We start from the raw sequence: 14,443 nt of genomic DNA, 5'->3' as shown, positions 1-14,443 counted from the left end.
GTTTATACGTTTAAAACGGTTGGCTTTTTATCTTTCTTGGTGGCCCTGTTCCACGCGGTCAGGAAGAAGCCCAATACCATTACCACTATACCTAGCCACAGTATATTAATGAATGGGAACACCAGCGCCTTCATTACTATATACTCATCCTGCGGGTTAGGCTGACGCACCATGATCTCTGCCGCATTCTGATCAGGCAGGATCTTCGCGAGGCGGGTATAAAGAGTCATCGCCTTCATGGTATCCTCAATGTGATTCTCGTATCCATCGCGTATGAAGTAAACCGGAGCCAGCGTGTCCTGCACGCCAGCCAGGTCATACACTTCAAGCCTTGCCGTTACGGCGATATCGCCACTGGCCGGTTGGTAGCGTGGATTCTCAACCTGCGTTTCAAAGCCTTTGAATACCAGGTAACCTGTGTTCGCGTAAATGGTATCACCCTCATGTACCACGTGGCTCTTATACACCGAAGTATCTGTTTTCTTCTTCGGGTCGATCACCGAGGTCACATAAGTGAAAATATCTTTGTGCAGGTAGTGTTTGGATGCCGGGTTGGCGCTCAATCCACCATCTTGTCCTTTCGGATTTACGAAGGCATTCGGGTATAGCGTGAATGACTCCTTCACTTCTTTAGTAGCAGAATCTATGCGCTGATAGCGAACTTTATAGAAGGTACGCGCATCGCCTGGCGAGGTACTATCGCCCTGGTAGGTAGCAAAGTAGTCGCCCAGCGCAACCGGCACACCACGATACAGCAGCACGTTCTCGCGGCTTTCCTTTATATCCTGGCCGGCGTCTTTACTGAAGCCAAAACGAACGCCAAGTGTATTGTATGATATAACTTCTTTATTGTACGACGACAGCAGGATACCTAACAGTATTAAACCAAAGCCAAAGTGTGAAGTTGCAGGACCCAGCTTTTTCAGTTTTCCGCCCTGCACCTTGGTAGCATAGTAGATCATAGCTACTATCGTATAGCAAGCTGCAAATAGAAGGATGGCGTATTGAGGTGAGTCGATCTTCTGTGTAAAGCCTATCAGAAGACTAACCGCCAGCGCAATGGCAGCTGTAATGCCGAGGCGCTTAAATACAACTTTATTATCGCTGTTCTTGAACCGGAAGAACAGTATGGTTGCCGTCATCAGGCCTACTATTATGGCCACCCAAACCTGTATGCTATTGTAGTGCTGCACAGGTTCAACCGGCGGCGCTACGTCTTTGCCGGTTATCATTTTAGCCAGCGGCGACCAAACAGGTATCGAAGTACTGATGATGATCTGCAATGCAGACAACAGCAGGATGAACGAACCGATGAACATCCAGAACTCGCGGGTATTGATCTTTTCTTCTTCCTTCACGCGGGGCAGGAATTTCCATCTTGCCGCCATAAATCCGATAACTGATATCAGCAGAACACCAAGTACTATCAGCAAATGCCAGTAGAGCGATTTGCCTTCACCTGTGAAGGCGTGCACCGAAGTATCGCCCAGCACACCCGTACGCGTCAGGAAGGTAGAATACCATACCAGCAGGTAAGTAACAGTAAGCAGAATGATCGTAATTATCAGCGAGCGCCCTGTAGCCTTATAAACTACCAGGGTATGCAGACCAGCTACCAATGTTAACCAAGGTACCAGCGAAGCATTCTCCACCGGATCCCACGCCCAGTAGCCACCAAAGGTCAGCGACTCATAAGCCCAGGCGCCACCCATCATGATACCAAGACCAAGGATACCTCCTGAGAACAATGCCCAGTTGATCGTTGGTTTGATCCAAGTTTGGTAATCGTTCTTCCACAGCGCCGCAATAGTATAAGCAAAAGGTATAAGCGTAGATGCAAAGCCGAGGAACAGTACCGGCGGGTGTATCACCATCCAGTAGTTCTGCAGCAGTATGTTCAGGCCGTTACCGTCTTTTATGAATTCCATGTAGTTGGCCTGAGCGAATATCGGAGCATCCTGCATAGCATGGCGCAGCAGCATGAACGGAGTGCTACCCACTTTCACATCCGGGCCGAATACAAACCCTAACAACATACTGGCCAGCGCCACCTGCACTACCGATATTACTGTCATCACCCTGCTTTCCAGCGCCTTTGCATTCTTCATCACGATGAGGCCGAGCACACAGTGCCAGATAGCCCATAGCAGGAAGCTACCCTCCTGTCCTTCCCAGAAACATGAGAGCAGGTACTTTGACGAGAGGCTCAGGTCTGAGTGACGCCATGCGTAGTTGTACTCGAACAAGTGGTTAGCGATGATATAATACAGTGCGATAAAAATGCCGAATACAGCGGCACTGTGTACCACGAAACCGTTGCGGCCCATCAGCAGCCACGAGTTGCTGTTGTTGATGTCTTTCTTTTCGGTTTGTGCGGAGCGGAAATAGCTGAACGCGCTAAACAATGCGCCAACAAAGGAGGTGATAACAAAAAAATGACCGAGTTTCCCCGGTCCGAGACTTTCACCTATGAATTGCGTATCCAAGTTGAATGTTTAATTATGTCTGTGTGAAAAGCTTTAGCTGGGACTACCTACCGCGATCTGATCGTTCTTGTACTTCGACGGGCATTTCATCTGGATCTTGCTGCAGCGGAACGATCCGTCTTCCATATGTCCCATCATCACCACTTGTTCAGACTTCTCAATATCTGTTGGCTTGGCGCCGTTGAAGATCACTTTGTTCACCTGGCCGGCTTTATCCTCTACATAAAACACGAAGTGGTTAGGATCTTTTACCGGATCATATTCCATGTTTTTACCTTTGGCGAGCACACCTATTACGTGATACTTCTTGCCCGGATCCTTAGCCGCAGAGGCAAAGGTTTCGTAGGTGCTGAAATCGCCAAACATGCTTACGATGATACCTACCGCTGCTGCGATCAACACCAACAGGACTATATGCGACTTTTTCATAACTGTCTGAGAATAGGCAAAGTTACGTGTAAAAACACAACAAAAGCATGACAATGGTAAGCGCCGGTATATTATATAAAGGCCTACCGCCGCTTTAACATTTTCTTAGAAGTCAGGGTTTAACACTTGTCAATACCATATAAATTCTAAATTTGTCGCCCAATTCAAAAGCAGATGGCTGATCTAACAACATTTGATCCCAATTCAGTCGGATTAAAATCTAACAACATATTTGGTCTTCCTTTCAAAGAAGACGAAGCCGCCCTGGTGCTCTTACCCGTGCCCTGGGAAGTAACCATCTCTTACCGTGACGGAACTTCGCGCGGACCAGAGAACGTTTACGACGCTTCTATGCAGGTTGACCTGTACGATCCGGATGTGGTGGATGGCTGGAAAAAAGGCTTCCACATGCTGCCGGTCGATAAGATCATAAAAAAGAAAAGCGACTACCTGCGCCAATGCGCCGAGCTGATCATCTCTCACCTGATAGATGGTGGTGTTGTTTCTGAGAACGAACAGCTGTCAGAAAAGCTGGACGAGGTGAACGATGGCGGCGTGGTGTTGAAGAACTGGGTGTACGAGATGACATCGAACCTGTTGAAGGAAGGCAAGAAAGTTGGCTTGCTGGGCGGCGATCACAGTACTCCGTTGGGTTTCATCCATGCCTTGGCTGAAAGACACAGCGATTTTGGCGTGCTGCAGATAGATGCCCATGCCGACCTGCGCGATGCTTATGAAGGCTTCACGTATTCGCACGCGTCTATCATGTTCAACGTGCTGAAGGAAATACCACAGGTGAAGAAACTGGTACAGGTGGGCATACGCGACTATTGCGATGAAGAACTATTCATGATCCGCGATAATCCAGACCGCATTTCTACCTATTTCGATAAAGACATAAAAGAAATGCAGTTTGAAGGCCAGACCTGGAAACAGATCTGCCAGCAGATAGTGAACGACCTGCCACAAAAAGTGTATATCAGTTTCGATATCGACGGACTGGATCCAAAGCTTTGCCCGAACACCGGCACACCGGTACCGGGCGGTTTCGAAATGGAGCAGGTATTCTATCTCTTTAAACAAGTGGTAGCCAGCGGCCGCGAGCTGATAGGCTTTGACCTCAATGAAGTATCAGCAGGCGAACACAGCCAGGACGGTATAGACGCTATAGTAGGTGCACGTGCTCTGTATAAGCTGTGCAACTTTATGGTGGCGAATATGAAGTAGGAACCTTCATAACCATATGCAAAAAAGGGAAGCAGTCGCTTCCCTTTTTTGCTATAAAGCTCTATTTTTAGATATTAAAGAACATCAACTTCTAATCTCTTTATCACTATACAAATATGAAATTTAAACCACTCCTTTTCCTCTCGCTAATTGCTGCCGCTGTTATTTCATGCAGTGCAGAAGTAGATAAAATGGACACGGGTAAACTTACTAGCGTGCGCCGTTTTATTGATTACGTAAAAAACAATGAAGGTGACAAAGCATTTGTAATGCTAAATCATGGAGTATATAATGAAGGCGACCGACCAACTGTAAAAATGGATGTGCAAACATTTCACGAGTTCTATAAGAAATACGGCATGCCCCCAGAGCGTTCCTGGAAAGTTAGTTACGACACTGCAAATCCATTTATAAAGACTGTGAACATATCCGTTCCATTTGTGAATGAAGCTAATGGGGATGACTTCTATAGCCAGGCTGCGCTTATACTAAAGTTTGATTATACCCGTGCTTATCTACCCGATAGCATTTTAGCTGGATATGAGTTTGAGGCTAAATATCAGCCTTTAAAAAAGAGATAAGTAAAACGCCCCCCCATTCGTCCTCGTTTGCAACGAGGATGCACCGGCCCGGTGTTTGCAACGCCCCACGTAATACGTCTAATATGCCACAGTCACCTTGACCAGCCCCCTCCTGCCGGCATAATCGCCTGCACTGCTAAATGAGTAATCTTCCGCCTGTGACACGATCATTTGTCTTACAGGATTATCGTGGATATAGTCGACCTTCTGCTTCCATAAGTTCGTTCCATCCAGGTAGATAGCGTGGTTGTCATCCTTCCACATTTTATAGTTTTCCGCTCTTCCTGTTGTCCGTGCCTGGAAGCTGAACTTATGCAGCAACCATTCCTTCCTGCTTTCGTTTCCGGTTTCAATCTGGTCCACTATCTTTTTTGAAGTGAACTTTTTAAAATCACGAATGACATCTGATAACCGGGCTGGTGGATTTGCCCTGGCAACAAGGTGCAAATGGTTGGTCATCAGAACCCATGCAAAACATTCCAGACCTTTTTCCGCAATGCAATAGTTCAAAGAGTCCACTATTGTCTGCTTGTAGTCAACACGTGTGAATACATCCAGCCATTCTACTACTGTAAAAGTTAGAAAATAGCTCGCATGTTGATCAGTGATGAAATACTTGTCGCCTGACATGAAAACAAAATACTGCTTTTGTTTAAAATGGCGTTGCAAACGCCGCGCCGGAGGATCCTCGTTACAAACGAGGACCAGATATAAAAAGGGGAAGCTATCGCTTCCCCTTTTTATAAGCTTCAACATTTGCTATTTCGCTACTACCAGCTTACCGGTTTTAACCACCAGCCCACTATCACTCGCTACATAGGTATATACACCTGCTGGCAACGCCGCGATAGAAACTGTCTTGTTGCCTTTTCGATTATCCAGTTTAATCTCGGTTAGCTTTACGCCATAAACATTGTACACTGTCAGCAACGCCCCTTCATGTTGCAATAAATAATCTATCGTCACCACATCTTTCGCCGGACAAGGAAAAACTGATACCGAATTACTTTTATCAGAAACCACCGGAACACTGGCAGGGAATGTATGCCTGCGCAGCCAGTAAACAATAGTATCGGTCACAACTTCAGAAGTCGAAGGATCATTAACGGTGGTCAGGTAGTGGTTGATGCCGGGCACCAGGTAGAAGTCTGAACCCAGCGTGATCTCGCTTTGAAAGCGTGTCAACTCTACAGCAGGAGGCACGTTGATATCATCACCGAGACCTACAAACAGTGTTTGGCGGTTAGCCAGGTTATAGTTGATAGAAACTGAATCTGCCACTTTGATATAATCGCTCCATACGGCAGCAGATACACCAAAAACTGGAGGCGTGCTGCTATTCCAGTTGCCGGTGCGGATGTCGTTGAAATAAGCGAGTATCTGGGCGGCCTGTTGGTTGGCAGCATTTACATCGCCGCCGCAAGTGGTTGCGATATATGGTAACTGATAGGCCAGTATAGAATCAAGCGGACGACGTGGACCCGCCAGCGAGATCATAGCGCTTATCGATTTCTGACTGCGCGCGATGTAAGGTATCAATGTCGAACCCTCACTATGACCGAGCAGAACTATATTGTTTGTATCGATATCGCTACGCGTCTTCAGATACTTAATTGCGCTTTCAACCGGCAGCCATAGTTTATGAAAAGTAATAGGCGCTGGCGGACTTGGATATGTGTACTCGATCTTGTCGTAGGTCAGCACAGCAAAGCCCGAATCAGAGAACGCTTCACTCAACCCCAGGTAGGGACGAAGTGTCTGGCCGTTCAGTCCCGGATATAAACACATGGTATTCCCGCCACTCATTGCCAATGTGCCGTCTTTATCGTTTGCTCCAGATCCGGGTGCCACAATGATCACCTGGTAAGGACCGTTGCCATTCGGCAGCTGTAGCCTTCCATTGACCGTGACATTATCGTGAGTAAAGTTGATAGACAGTGTTGTTTTTGCTTCGGCTGCTTTGCCAAGGCATAATGCAAGCAGAATAGCTAAAGCGTATTTGAGGTACGACATGAGTTAGGTTTGTTTGGGCTGCTAAATTAGCATTCCTGACAGTACAAAGTGAATCTCCCAAACTCCCCTCCTCAGATGAGGAGCCTTGCAAATTAAAAATCATCAACAAGAGGCGGGGGACACCGGCAGAGGGCCGACAGCCCGTTGCCGGTTGGGGTGGTTGAATGCTAAGGAGTGAGATTTCAGCTGATGGAACGCAATTCAGCCATCCAACCACCCCGGTTTGCAACGAGCCGTCCAGGCTCTCTGCAAACTGCCCCTCCTTAGCTAAGGAGGGGAGCTTTCCTGAAATATTCCATAGCTCATTTAATGTAAAATTTGTTGTATATTTGCAGTAATGAAAACTGACAACCTTATCACTTGTCATCCCGAGCCACGACAGCTCAATCGACAAACAACGCTTATTGCGAGGGATCCCACGTTGCGCGGGATCCCTCGCGTCATTTTATGGACCTCCATCAACCTCGGCAACTCGGGATGACAAGGGGAGAATGTTACAAGGCGTGAGGGGGTACTGGCACGGCAACAAATTGACACAACTTAGCCACAGCGATCTCGTGAGCACCTTAAAAAAAGACAACAAAAGCGGACAAATTGAAGACCAAATGCAGTACAGGCAAGCCTTTCTTACATCCGCCCCTGCGTCATTTGTAACAAAATCCGTCTGAACTGGAATTTATAGAATGTAGGAATGGCCTGAATTCTACTAATTCTTTAATTCCACGAATTCTGGTTCAGACAGTAAAATGACAACAAAAGACAACAAAAAGAACAAACCATGAGAACAACTATGAAACAAACAATTCCATCACAAACACTTACTACACAGATAACCCGGTTACAGTTTGATGCGACATTGATGCATGAGTAATTTTATTTCATGACAAAAACGGCAACAAATGCTATCATCAGATATGAATAATACTAATTGTCTATCTTAGCCGCTATCACAACTCATGACTTCAGTGACAACACCAACTGAAACAAAAAAGCTGCACAATGCCTGGGCCATGTACGACTGGGCCAACTCGGCCTACAACCTGGTCATTACCTCCACCATCTTCCCCGCCTACTACGATGCCATAACATCGACCAAAGAAGGCGATAAGATCATCAATGATAAAGTGGAGTTCTTCGGACGTACGTTTACTAATACGGCATTGTTCGACTATGCACTGGCTGCGGCTTATTTAGTAATAGCCCTGCTCTCCCCCATCCTGTCGTCTATAGCCGACTACAGGGGTAATAAAAAGCGCTTCATGCAGTTGTTCTGTTACATCGGCTCGGCTGCCTGCTGTGGACTGTATTTCTTTGAATTGTCTACACTGGAACTGGGCATCGTTCTGTTTGCCATAGCCGCCATAGGCTATTGCGGCAGCCTGGTGTTTTATAATGCCTACCTGCCCGAGATAGCCGCCGACGAAGACCGCGACCGCGTAAGTGCCAAAGGCTTCTCGTTTGGTTATATCGGTAGCGTCATCCTGCAGATCATCTGTTTTGTATTTGTGCTGGCACCGGATACATTCGGCATCAATGTAAGCCAGGCATCGCGTTTCTCATTCCTGCTGGTAGGCGTATGGTGGTTCGGCTTTGCGCATATCCCACTGGTGCGGCTGCCAAAAGGCAAACCGCTGGCCCAACACCCGGAGCATAACATTATCAGTAATGGCTTTCACGAATTGCGCAAAGTATGGAACCAGGTAAAACACATGGCAGTATTGCGTACCTACCTTGGTGCTTTCTTCTTCTATAGCATGGGCGTGCAAACGGTGATGCTGGCAGCGACGATCTTCGGCAGCAAGGAGATGAAGCTGGAGTCGACTCAGCTGATTACAACTATACTCATCATTCAGTTGGTAGCCATCATTGGCGCCAACCTGATGGCGAAGTTGTCGGAAAAATTCGGGAACCTGAAAGTACTGCTGGGCGTGTTGTTTATCTGGGTTGGTGTATGTATTGGGGCGTACTTCATTACTACCGCAACGCAGTTTTATATCGTAGGTGCTGTAGTAGGTTTGGTGATGGGCGGTATTCAATCACTCAGCCGGTCTACCTACGCCAAGCTGATGCCGGAGACCAAAGACACGGCATCATTTTTTAGCTTTTACGATGTAACCGAAAAAATAGCGATCGTAATAGGCATGTTCTCGTTCGGGTATATAGAAGAACTGACGGGCAGCATGCGCAACTCCATTATAGCATTGATCAGTTTCTTTGCCGTTGGAGCGGTCATTTTGTATCTTGCCATCGTAAGAGCCAGGCGCGAACATTTAAAAACAACAGTTATTTAAGATGAGACTTTTTAGCGTAAACGCAGGATATTTCAAACTGGATGGTGGTGCGATGCATGGCGTTGTGCCCAAAAGCATGTGGAACAAAGCGAATCCATCAGACGAGAATAACATGTGCACCTGGGCTATGCGCTGCCTGCTGATCGATCACGGCAACTACCGCATACTGGTCGACACCGGCATGGGCACCAAGCAGGATGAAAAGTTCTTTAGCTACTATCAGCCGCATGGCGATGACACGCTCGAAAAATCGCTGGCCAAGCATGGCTACACGCCCGAAGATATAACCGATGTATTCCTCACCCACCTGCATTTTGACCATTGTGGTGGTGCGATAAAACGCGAGGGCGATAAGCTGGTTCCTGCTTTCCCGAACGCCACTTACTGGTCGAACGAAAAGCACTGGCAGGCAGCCACCAACCCCAACGAACGCGAAAAGGCATCTTTCCTGAAAGAGAATATTTTGCCGCTGCAGGAAGCTTCCCGGTTTCATTTTATTGACGCTTCGGATGGCGGAGAATGGATCAAGGATATCAATATCCGCATCGTAAATGGCCACACCGATGCCATGATGCTGCCGCAGATCCAGTTCAATAATACCACTATACTTTATTGCGCAGACCTGATACCAAGCGTGGCCCATGTGTCTATGCCCTGGGTAATGGCTTATGATATGCGCCCGATCGACACGTTGAAAGAAAAACACCAGTTGCTGGAGCAGGCTGTAAACGAAAACTGGGTGCTGTTCTTCGAGCACGACCCAAAGATCGAGTGCTGTACCCTGCAAAATACCGACCGGGGTATCCGGGTAAAGGAAACCTTTACCATGCACGACCTGGATATGAAGTATAACGGGTAGGTACAAAAAAAGAGGCGCAGGCAGCCCCTTTCTCAAGGTACGGCCATGCACCCTCATCAGATAGGCAAGTCCTGCGCCTATAAGTTGAATACAACCTGTACTATATATAGTATAGAAAAAAGGATGCCAGTCCACACTACCCGCTGAAACCCGCGTAAATACAGGGTTGTAATTTTCAATAGTTGTGGTGTTTGAGGATGAGTTCCCCACATTGTCACACGAGAAAATATGTATCTGCTTGATCGATGTGGATAAATACTATGAGGTAATCGTGATGGAGATATTAGTTTTTTGTTATTAAGTTGTTAACTTAGCAGTAAGATAAGAGAGACACCATGTTCACCACCAATTTTCCTTACCGCGCCGATGAATTATCGGCCTTCATCCTGAGCATAGATACCTTCATCATTTCCCTGAAATCTGGCCAGGTCATCAAACACGCCACAAAAGACATAGAGCCATTTTACCAATGGCTGGTGGTCAATAATGTGCGAGACATTGCCCGTCAGAAAATGGCTTTGAGGTAGTTTACTTCTGCTTTACCAGCATGAAATAGTAGTCTGAAGTTGGCAGCAGCGCCATGATCGAGTCAGTAGAGGTGCTCACATACCCGGGCTTAGTGCTCACCGGCAGAGAACCTGCCTGGAGATAAGAACCATTGCTGTTCAATAATTCGATATAACCCATATCGGCGTTATGCACTTTGAACTCGTATGTTTTGGTATTGGGAGTACCTAATGTATCCAAATAGCTATACAAAGCAGTAAAGTCCTTACGAACTGAGACCTCATGTACGCGCTCGTTTTCGGTCAGGTCATTCCACACCGAAACATAGGTGGTAGCAGCGCTACCTTGAAAAGCGTCTACTGCTTTCCAGTTGGTACTAGTGCCGGTCTTATCGAGAAACACCGTTTTTGCATTACCCTTGGTATCAGGCTCTATGTAAAACGTGTTTTTACCAGGCGTAGTTGTAAATGCCACAAATGCCCTTTCGGGTTTCGATGCATCATTGAACCAGTTGTTATAGAAATGATTGTCGTCGTACCAATCGGCATAGTAGGTTTTATTGGCAGGCAGTTCTTCTTTGGTCATAACCAGGACCTCGTTGTACTGCAACACCTTGCGCATAATGCGGTTCTTGCCTTCATTGTAGTCATCCTTGCTACCATATATATCGAACGTTATCGGCGTATTGATGTGGTTGATCAAGGTTACGTCGGTGTGTTCATTCTCCTTTTTGCAGCCGTGGGTCGCCAGGAGGAGACAGCTGAACAGGAACGTTATTGCGAGGTTTCTATTCATCATAAGGTCGGTTATAAGCTCACTAATGTAAGGAAAAATACGATAGCACACGGGGTCAAAACGTTGTCTTGCATTGTAAAACTTTAAATAACAATGTGTTGCAAAAAATGACGGCACAATTTTTTAGTAAACTCAGCAAATCAAGATGATGAAAAAACAACTGTTAGCCATTGCAGCAATGGCATTGTGCGCATTTGCGACCTCGTGTTCGAAAGACGATAACACCACAAACGATCCCAACAACCCCAACAACCCCAATACGGGCAAGTCCTCGTTAAGTATGTACCTGACTGATGGTCCTGGCGACTACGATGCGGTTTACCTGGATATCCAGTCTGTTGAAGTAACAATGGACGGTCAAAGCCCGGTAACCCTGAACGCGATCCGTCCGGGTATCTATGACCTCCTGAAGTTCAGCAACGGTACCGATACCCTGCTGGCGCGTGCAGATGTTCCTTCCGGTTCTATTGAGCAGATCAGGCTTATATTAGGCAGCAATAACTCTGTTGTTGTGAATAATATAAGTTATCCACTGATTACACCTTCGGGTCAAACAAGTGGCATCAAGCTTAACCTTCACGACTCACTTGTGGCAGGTAACGCATATAACATCTGGATCGATTTTGATGCCGCAAAATCCATCCATCAAACAGGTAATGGCAAGTATATGCTGAAACCAGTTGTACGGGCTTACTCTGCATTGACTAACGGTAGGATAAAGGGCTTTGTATTACCACTTAGCGCGCTCGCAACCGTGTATGCGATCAATGGTGTGGATACCTTTTCGGCCATTCCTGAAGTTACAGATGGATTTTTCCTTATAAGTGGTTTGCCTCAGGCCAACTACAACGTCCTGTTCGATGCCGGGGATACTACATTAAAAGATACTATGTACCTCAATGTTCCGGTGACCTTTGGCGTTGAGACCAATCTCGGTGCAGTAACGCTAGTGCCATAGGGAGAGATTGCCGTTGCTTGTTTACCGGCCACCCCTATTTATTTACACGATCTAAGAAACTGAAAATCTGAAACAAACAAGTTAACATTAGCCAAAACAGCAATCCGTACTGATTTCCCTTCCCGAAACTGGTATCAGATTTGCTTTATTGGCGATAAATTATCCATTTATGATTAGGACCACTCTATTTGCGTTATTGATCGGCGTTTGTGCCTCCACAATGACTTCGTGCAGCAAAGGCAACGATGATGACAACACTTCGGCAACAGCAAAAGTGAATATGCATCTAACTGACGCGCCAGCAGATTACGAACACGTATATGTAGATATTCAGAGAGTAGAAGTAACCATGCAAGGCAGCAGCGCCGTTACATTAACGCCTATCCGCCCGGGTGTTTACGACCTTCTGGATTTCAGCAATGGCATTGATACCCTGTTACTCACAACTAACCTTCCAACGGGCACCATCGAGCAGATCCGTCTCGTACTGGGAACTAACAATTCAGTAGATGTAGGTGGACAGTCGTATGCAATGACAACTCCATCGGGACAGACAAGCGGCGTAAAGCTGAACCTGAACCAGTCGTTACAGGCAAATCAGTCTTATGATTTTTGGATCGACTTTGATGCAGGTAAATCGGTACATGAAACCGGCAATGGCAAATACATGCTTAAACCTGTTATCCGTGCTTATTCTGCACTCACCAACGGTAAGATCAAAGGTGTAGCATTGCCGCTGTCTGCACTAATAACAGTATATGCCATAAATGGCCCCGATACATTCTCAGCAGTACCTGACATCACAACCGGTGGTTATGCTTTTGCCGGATTGCCTGCTGGTACCTACAGCGTAATGCTTGATGCAGGTGTGGTAAGCTTTGTAGATACCACAGTGGCAAACGTGCAGGTGCAATACGGCACTACGACAGACGTCGGAACTATCTTACTGCATTTATAGGGAATTCAATTCACTTTGTACTGTAGCGGCTTCATGGAAGCCGCTACTTTTTTATAAACGACTTATATTCGCCAAGTAAACAGCCAATGATGAAGCCATACCTGAAGCTCGCAAGCCTTGCTCTATTACCTTCTGTACTATTCCTGATGTCATGCAAAGACCAGCAAGCTGATAACGTAAGCAGCACAGACTCATCGTCTGAAGCTGCGCCCACGCCAGCTATCAGTTACACCCTTGTCAAGGAGTATCCTCACGACACCGGTGCATTTACCGAGGGACTTGAATATATCGACGGGCAGCTGTACGAAAGTGTGGGACAGTATGGCAAATCTGACATACGCAAAGCCGAACTTGCAACCGGTAAAGTTGTCCAACAACAAAAAATGGAAAATAAATACTTCGGTGAAGGTATCACTGTACTCAATGGCAAGATCTACCAGCTGACGTACAGGGAAAAAACCGGCTTCATTTACGACCAGAAGACCTTAGCACTGCTTCAGACTTTCCCGATGTCCACGGCTGAAGGCTGGGGAATGACAAATGACGGAACATCTATCATCTACGGCGACGGCAGCAGCAATCTTTATTTCCTCGACCCAACAAGTCTTAAAGAGACAAAAAAGCTCAGCGTATCAGACAATTACGGTCCGGTCAGCAACATCAATGAACTGGAATTCATAAAAGGTTACATCTACGCCAACCAGTGGCAGACCGACCTTATCCTAAAAATAGATCCGTCCACCGGTAAAGTGGTAGGCCAAACCAACCTTGGAGACCTTCGCTCAAGAACAAACATCCCGCAACCGATACCTGGCGACGAATCTGCTCCAGAAACCCTTAACGGCATAGCCTATGATAAACAAGGCAACCGGATCTTCATTACTGGCAAGAACTGGCCAAAGCTATTCGAGATAAAACTCGATAACTAATGTTGGACAACCGTGATCTCTAATCTTCCGTAACAGCCAGATTATAGCTTTGCGTGCTTTCCTGGGTTATAGTATAGGGCGCACCACCTTTAACGTTCATACCAATTGATGGATCCCATCCAAAGCCAAACAGGTAGTATTTGCCTTTTTTGAGCCCTGAGAAAGTCGCTACCGGCTTGCCGCCTTCCATAACACATTTTACAGAGTCGTCGAATGTTGCCGGCTTATCCTGCGCATTGTATTTTATATAAATCGTGCAGGAATCAATGTTCTTTCCATGGTGCTGCGGAGTAACTTTTAAAATGGCGTTACCTCCTTTGCCTGCAACAGGATCTGGGTCATCTCTCTCGCAGCTTGCCAGAGAAAAACTAAGGATCAATCCTGCTGCTATTGACAATACTGCTTTCATA

Annotated in this window: 14 protein-coding genes; 8 read left to right on the top strand and 6 right to left on the bottom strand. The window is 46.5% G+C overall.

The genetic code is table 11. The features are described 5' to 3' along the window. Nucleotides 1-2: 2 nt before the first annotated feature. Together ccsA and P2W83_RS09555 are read right to left on the bottom strand one after the other, a co-directional pair. Nucleotides 3-2,486, bottom strand: coding sequence for a cytochrome c biogenesis protein CcsA (gene ccsA, locus P2W83_RS09560; protein WP_276133495.1), 2,484 nt, complete (start codon nucleotides 2,484-2,486; stop codon nucleotides 3-5). Nucleotides 2,487-2,519: 33 nt separating this feature from the next. Then, nucleotides 2,520-2,915: a cytochrome c maturation protein CcmE domain-containing protein gene (locus P2W83_RS09555; RefSeq protein WP_276133494.1), complete on the bottom strand. Its 396-nt coding sequence runs from the start codon at nucleotides 2,913-2,915 to the stop codon at nucleotides 2,520-2,522. 174 nt (nucleotides 2,916-3,089) lie between these two features. Between P2W83_RS09555 and P2W83_RS09550 the strand changes: the two genes are divergently transcribed. Further along, nucleotides 3,090-4,142 (top strand): agmatinase family protein, encoded by a 1,053-nt coding sequence (locus P2W83_RS09550; RefSeq protein WP_276133493.1) that lies wholly within the window; start codon nucleotides 3,090-3,092, stop codon nucleotides 4,140-4,142. A 116-nt stretch (nucleotides 4,143-4,258) separates the two neighbouring features. After that, nucleotides 4,259-4,723: a hypothetical protein gene (locus P2W83_RS09545; protein ID WP_276133492.1), complete on the top strand. Its 465-nt coding sequence runs from the start codon at nucleotides 4,259-4,261 to the stop codon at nucleotides 4,721-4,723. Nucleotides 4,724-4,801: 78 nt separating this feature from the next. Here the strand turns inward: P2W83_RS09545 and P2W83_RS09540 are convergent, their stop codons facing one another. Beyond that, a complete protein-coding gene (locus P2W83_RS09540) occupies nucleotides 4,802-5,353 on the bottom strand; it encodes an REP-associated tyrosine transposase (RefSeq protein WP_276133491.1) in 552 nt (183 codons plus the stop codon). 129 nt (nucleotides 5,354-5,482) lie between these two features. Next, entirely contained in the window at nucleotides 5,483-6,736 is a 1,254-nt protein-coding gene (locus P2W83_RS09535; RefSeq protein WP_276133490.1) for a T9SS type A sorting domain-containing protein, read from the bottom strand. Between the two features lie 956 nt (nucleotides 6,737-7,692). On the opposite strand from P2W83_RS09535, the gene P2W83_RS09530 reads away from it, so the two are divergent. From P2W83_RS09530 to P2W83_RS09520, 3 genes are all read left to right on the top strand, one after another. After that, nucleotides 7,693-9,027, top strand: a complete 1,335-nt coding sequence (locus P2W83_RS09530) for an MFS transporter (RefSeq protein ID WP_276133489.1) — start codon at nucleotides 7,693-7,695, stop codon at nucleotides 9,025-9,027. A gap of 1 nt (nucleotide 9,028) precedes the next feature. Next, on the top strand, nucleotides 9,029-9,886 hold the full coding sequence (locus P2W83_RS09525) for an MBL fold metallo-hydrolase (RefSeq protein WP_276133488.1): 858 nt from the start codon (nucleotides 9,029-9,031) through the stop codon (nucleotides 9,884-9,886). A gap of 335 nt (nucleotides 9,887-10,221) precedes the next feature. Further along, nucleotides 10,222-10,413, top strand: a complete 192-nt coding sequence (locus tag P2W83_RS09520) for a hypothetical protein (protein ID WP_276133487.1) — start codon at nucleotides 10,222-10,224, stop codon at nucleotides 10,411-10,413. Between the two features lies 1 nt (nucleotide 10,414). On the opposite strand, the gene P2W83_RS09515 is transcribed toward P2W83_RS09520, so the two are convergent. Next, nucleotides 10,415-11,191 (bottom strand): hypothetical protein, encoded by a 777-nt coding sequence (locus P2W83_RS09515; RefSeq protein WP_276133486.1) that lies wholly within the window; start codon nucleotides 11,189-11,191, stop codon nucleotides 10,415-10,417. Nucleotides 11,192-11,333: 142 nt separating this feature from the next. Here P2W83_RS09515 and P2W83_RS09510 point away from each other — a divergent pair, with 142 nt between their 5' ends. The 3 genes from P2W83_RS09510 (at nucleotide 11,334) to P2W83_RS09500 (ending at nucleotide 14,033) form a co-directional block, all read left to right on the top strand. Then, nucleotides 11,334-12,146, top strand: coding sequence for a DUF4382 domain-containing protein (locus tag P2W83_RS09510; RefSeq protein ID WP_276133485.1), 813 nt, complete (start codon nucleotides 11,334-11,336; stop codon nucleotides 12,144-12,146). 169 nt (nucleotides 12,147-12,315) lie between these two features. Continuing rightward, the gene (locus P2W83_RS09505) at nucleotides 12,316-13,104 is read left to right on the top strand and encodes a DUF4382 domain-containing protein (RefSeq protein WP_276133484.1); all 789 of its coding nucleotides are present in this window, start codon (nucleotides 12,316-12,318) and stop codon (nucleotides 13,102-13,104) included. 86 nt (nucleotides 13,105-13,190) lie between these two features. Then, a complete protein-coding gene (locus P2W83_RS09500) occupies nucleotides 13,191-14,033 on the top strand; it encodes a glutaminyl-peptide cyclotransferase (protein WP_276133483.1) in 843 nt (280 codons plus the stop codon). A gap of 19 nt (nucleotides 14,034-14,052) precedes the next feature. Here the strand turns inward: P2W83_RS09500 and P2W83_RS09495 are convergent, their stop codons facing one another. Next, on the bottom strand, nucleotides 14,053-14,442 hold the full coding sequence (locus P2W83_RS09495) for a hypothetical protein (protein ID WP_276133482.1): 390 nt from the start codon (nucleotides 14,440-14,442) through the stop codon (nucleotides 14,053-14,055). Nucleotide 14,443 lies beyond the last annotated feature (1 nt).

It is taken from the genome of Polluticoccus soli, assembly GCF_029269745.1.
Taxonomy (GTDB): domain Bacteria; phylum Bacteroidota; class Bacteroidia; order Chitinophagales; family Chitinophagaceae; genus Polluticoccus; species Polluticoccus soli.
This window is presented reverse-complemented; position numbering and strand designations above follow the sequence as displayed.

Coding starts and splice junctions, on each gene's coding strand:
- P2W83_RS09555 (WP_276133494.1), bottom strand. CDS start 2,915: ATGAAAAAGTCGCATATAGTCCTGTTGGTGTTGATCGCAGCAGCGGTA.
- P2W83_RS09550 (WP_276133493.1), top strand. CDS start 3,090: ATGGCTGATCTAACAACATTTGATCCCAATTCAGTCGGATTAAAATCT.
- P2W83_RS09545 (WP_276133492.1), top strand. CDS start 4,259: ATGAAATTTAAACCACTCCTTTTCCTCTCGCTAATTGCTGCCGCTGTT.
- P2W83_RS09540 (WP_276133491.1), bottom strand. CDS start 5,353: ATGTCAGGCGACAAGTATTTCATCACTGATCAACATGCGAGCTATTTT.
- P2W83_RS09535 (WP_276133490.1), bottom strand. CDS start 6,736: ATGTCGTACCTCAAATACGCTTTAGCTATTCTGCTTGCATTATGCCTT.
- P2W83_RS09530 (WP_276133489.1), top strand. CDS start 7,693: ATGACTTCAGTGACAACACCAACTGAAACAAAAAAGCTGCACAATGCC.
- P2W83_RS09525 (WP_276133488.1), top strand. CDS start 9,029: ATGAGACTTTTTAGCGTAAACGCAGGATATTTCAAACTGGATGGTGGT.
- P2W83_RS09520 (WP_276133487.1), top strand. CDS start 10,222: ATGTTCACCACCAATTTTCCTTACCGCGCCGATGAATTATCGGCCTTC.
- P2W83_RS09515 (WP_276133486.1), bottom strand. CDS start 11,191: ATGATGAATAGAAACCTCGCAATAACGTTCCTGTTCAGCTGTCTCCTC.
- P2W83_RS09510 (WP_276133485.1), top strand. CDS start 11,334: ATGATGAAAAAACAACTGTTAGCCATTGCAGCAATGGCATTGTGCGCA.
- P2W83_RS09505 (WP_276133484.1), top strand. CDS start 12,316: ATGATTAGGACCACTCTATTTGCGTTATTGATCGGCGTTTGTGCCTCC.
- P2W83_RS09500 (WP_276133483.1), top strand. CDS start 13,191: ATGATGAAGCCATACCTGAAGCTCGCAAGCCTTGCTCTATTACCTTCT.
- P2W83_RS09495 (WP_276133482.1), bottom strand. CDS start 14,442: ATGAAAGCAGTATTGTCAATAGCAGCAGGATTGATCCTTAGTTTTTCT.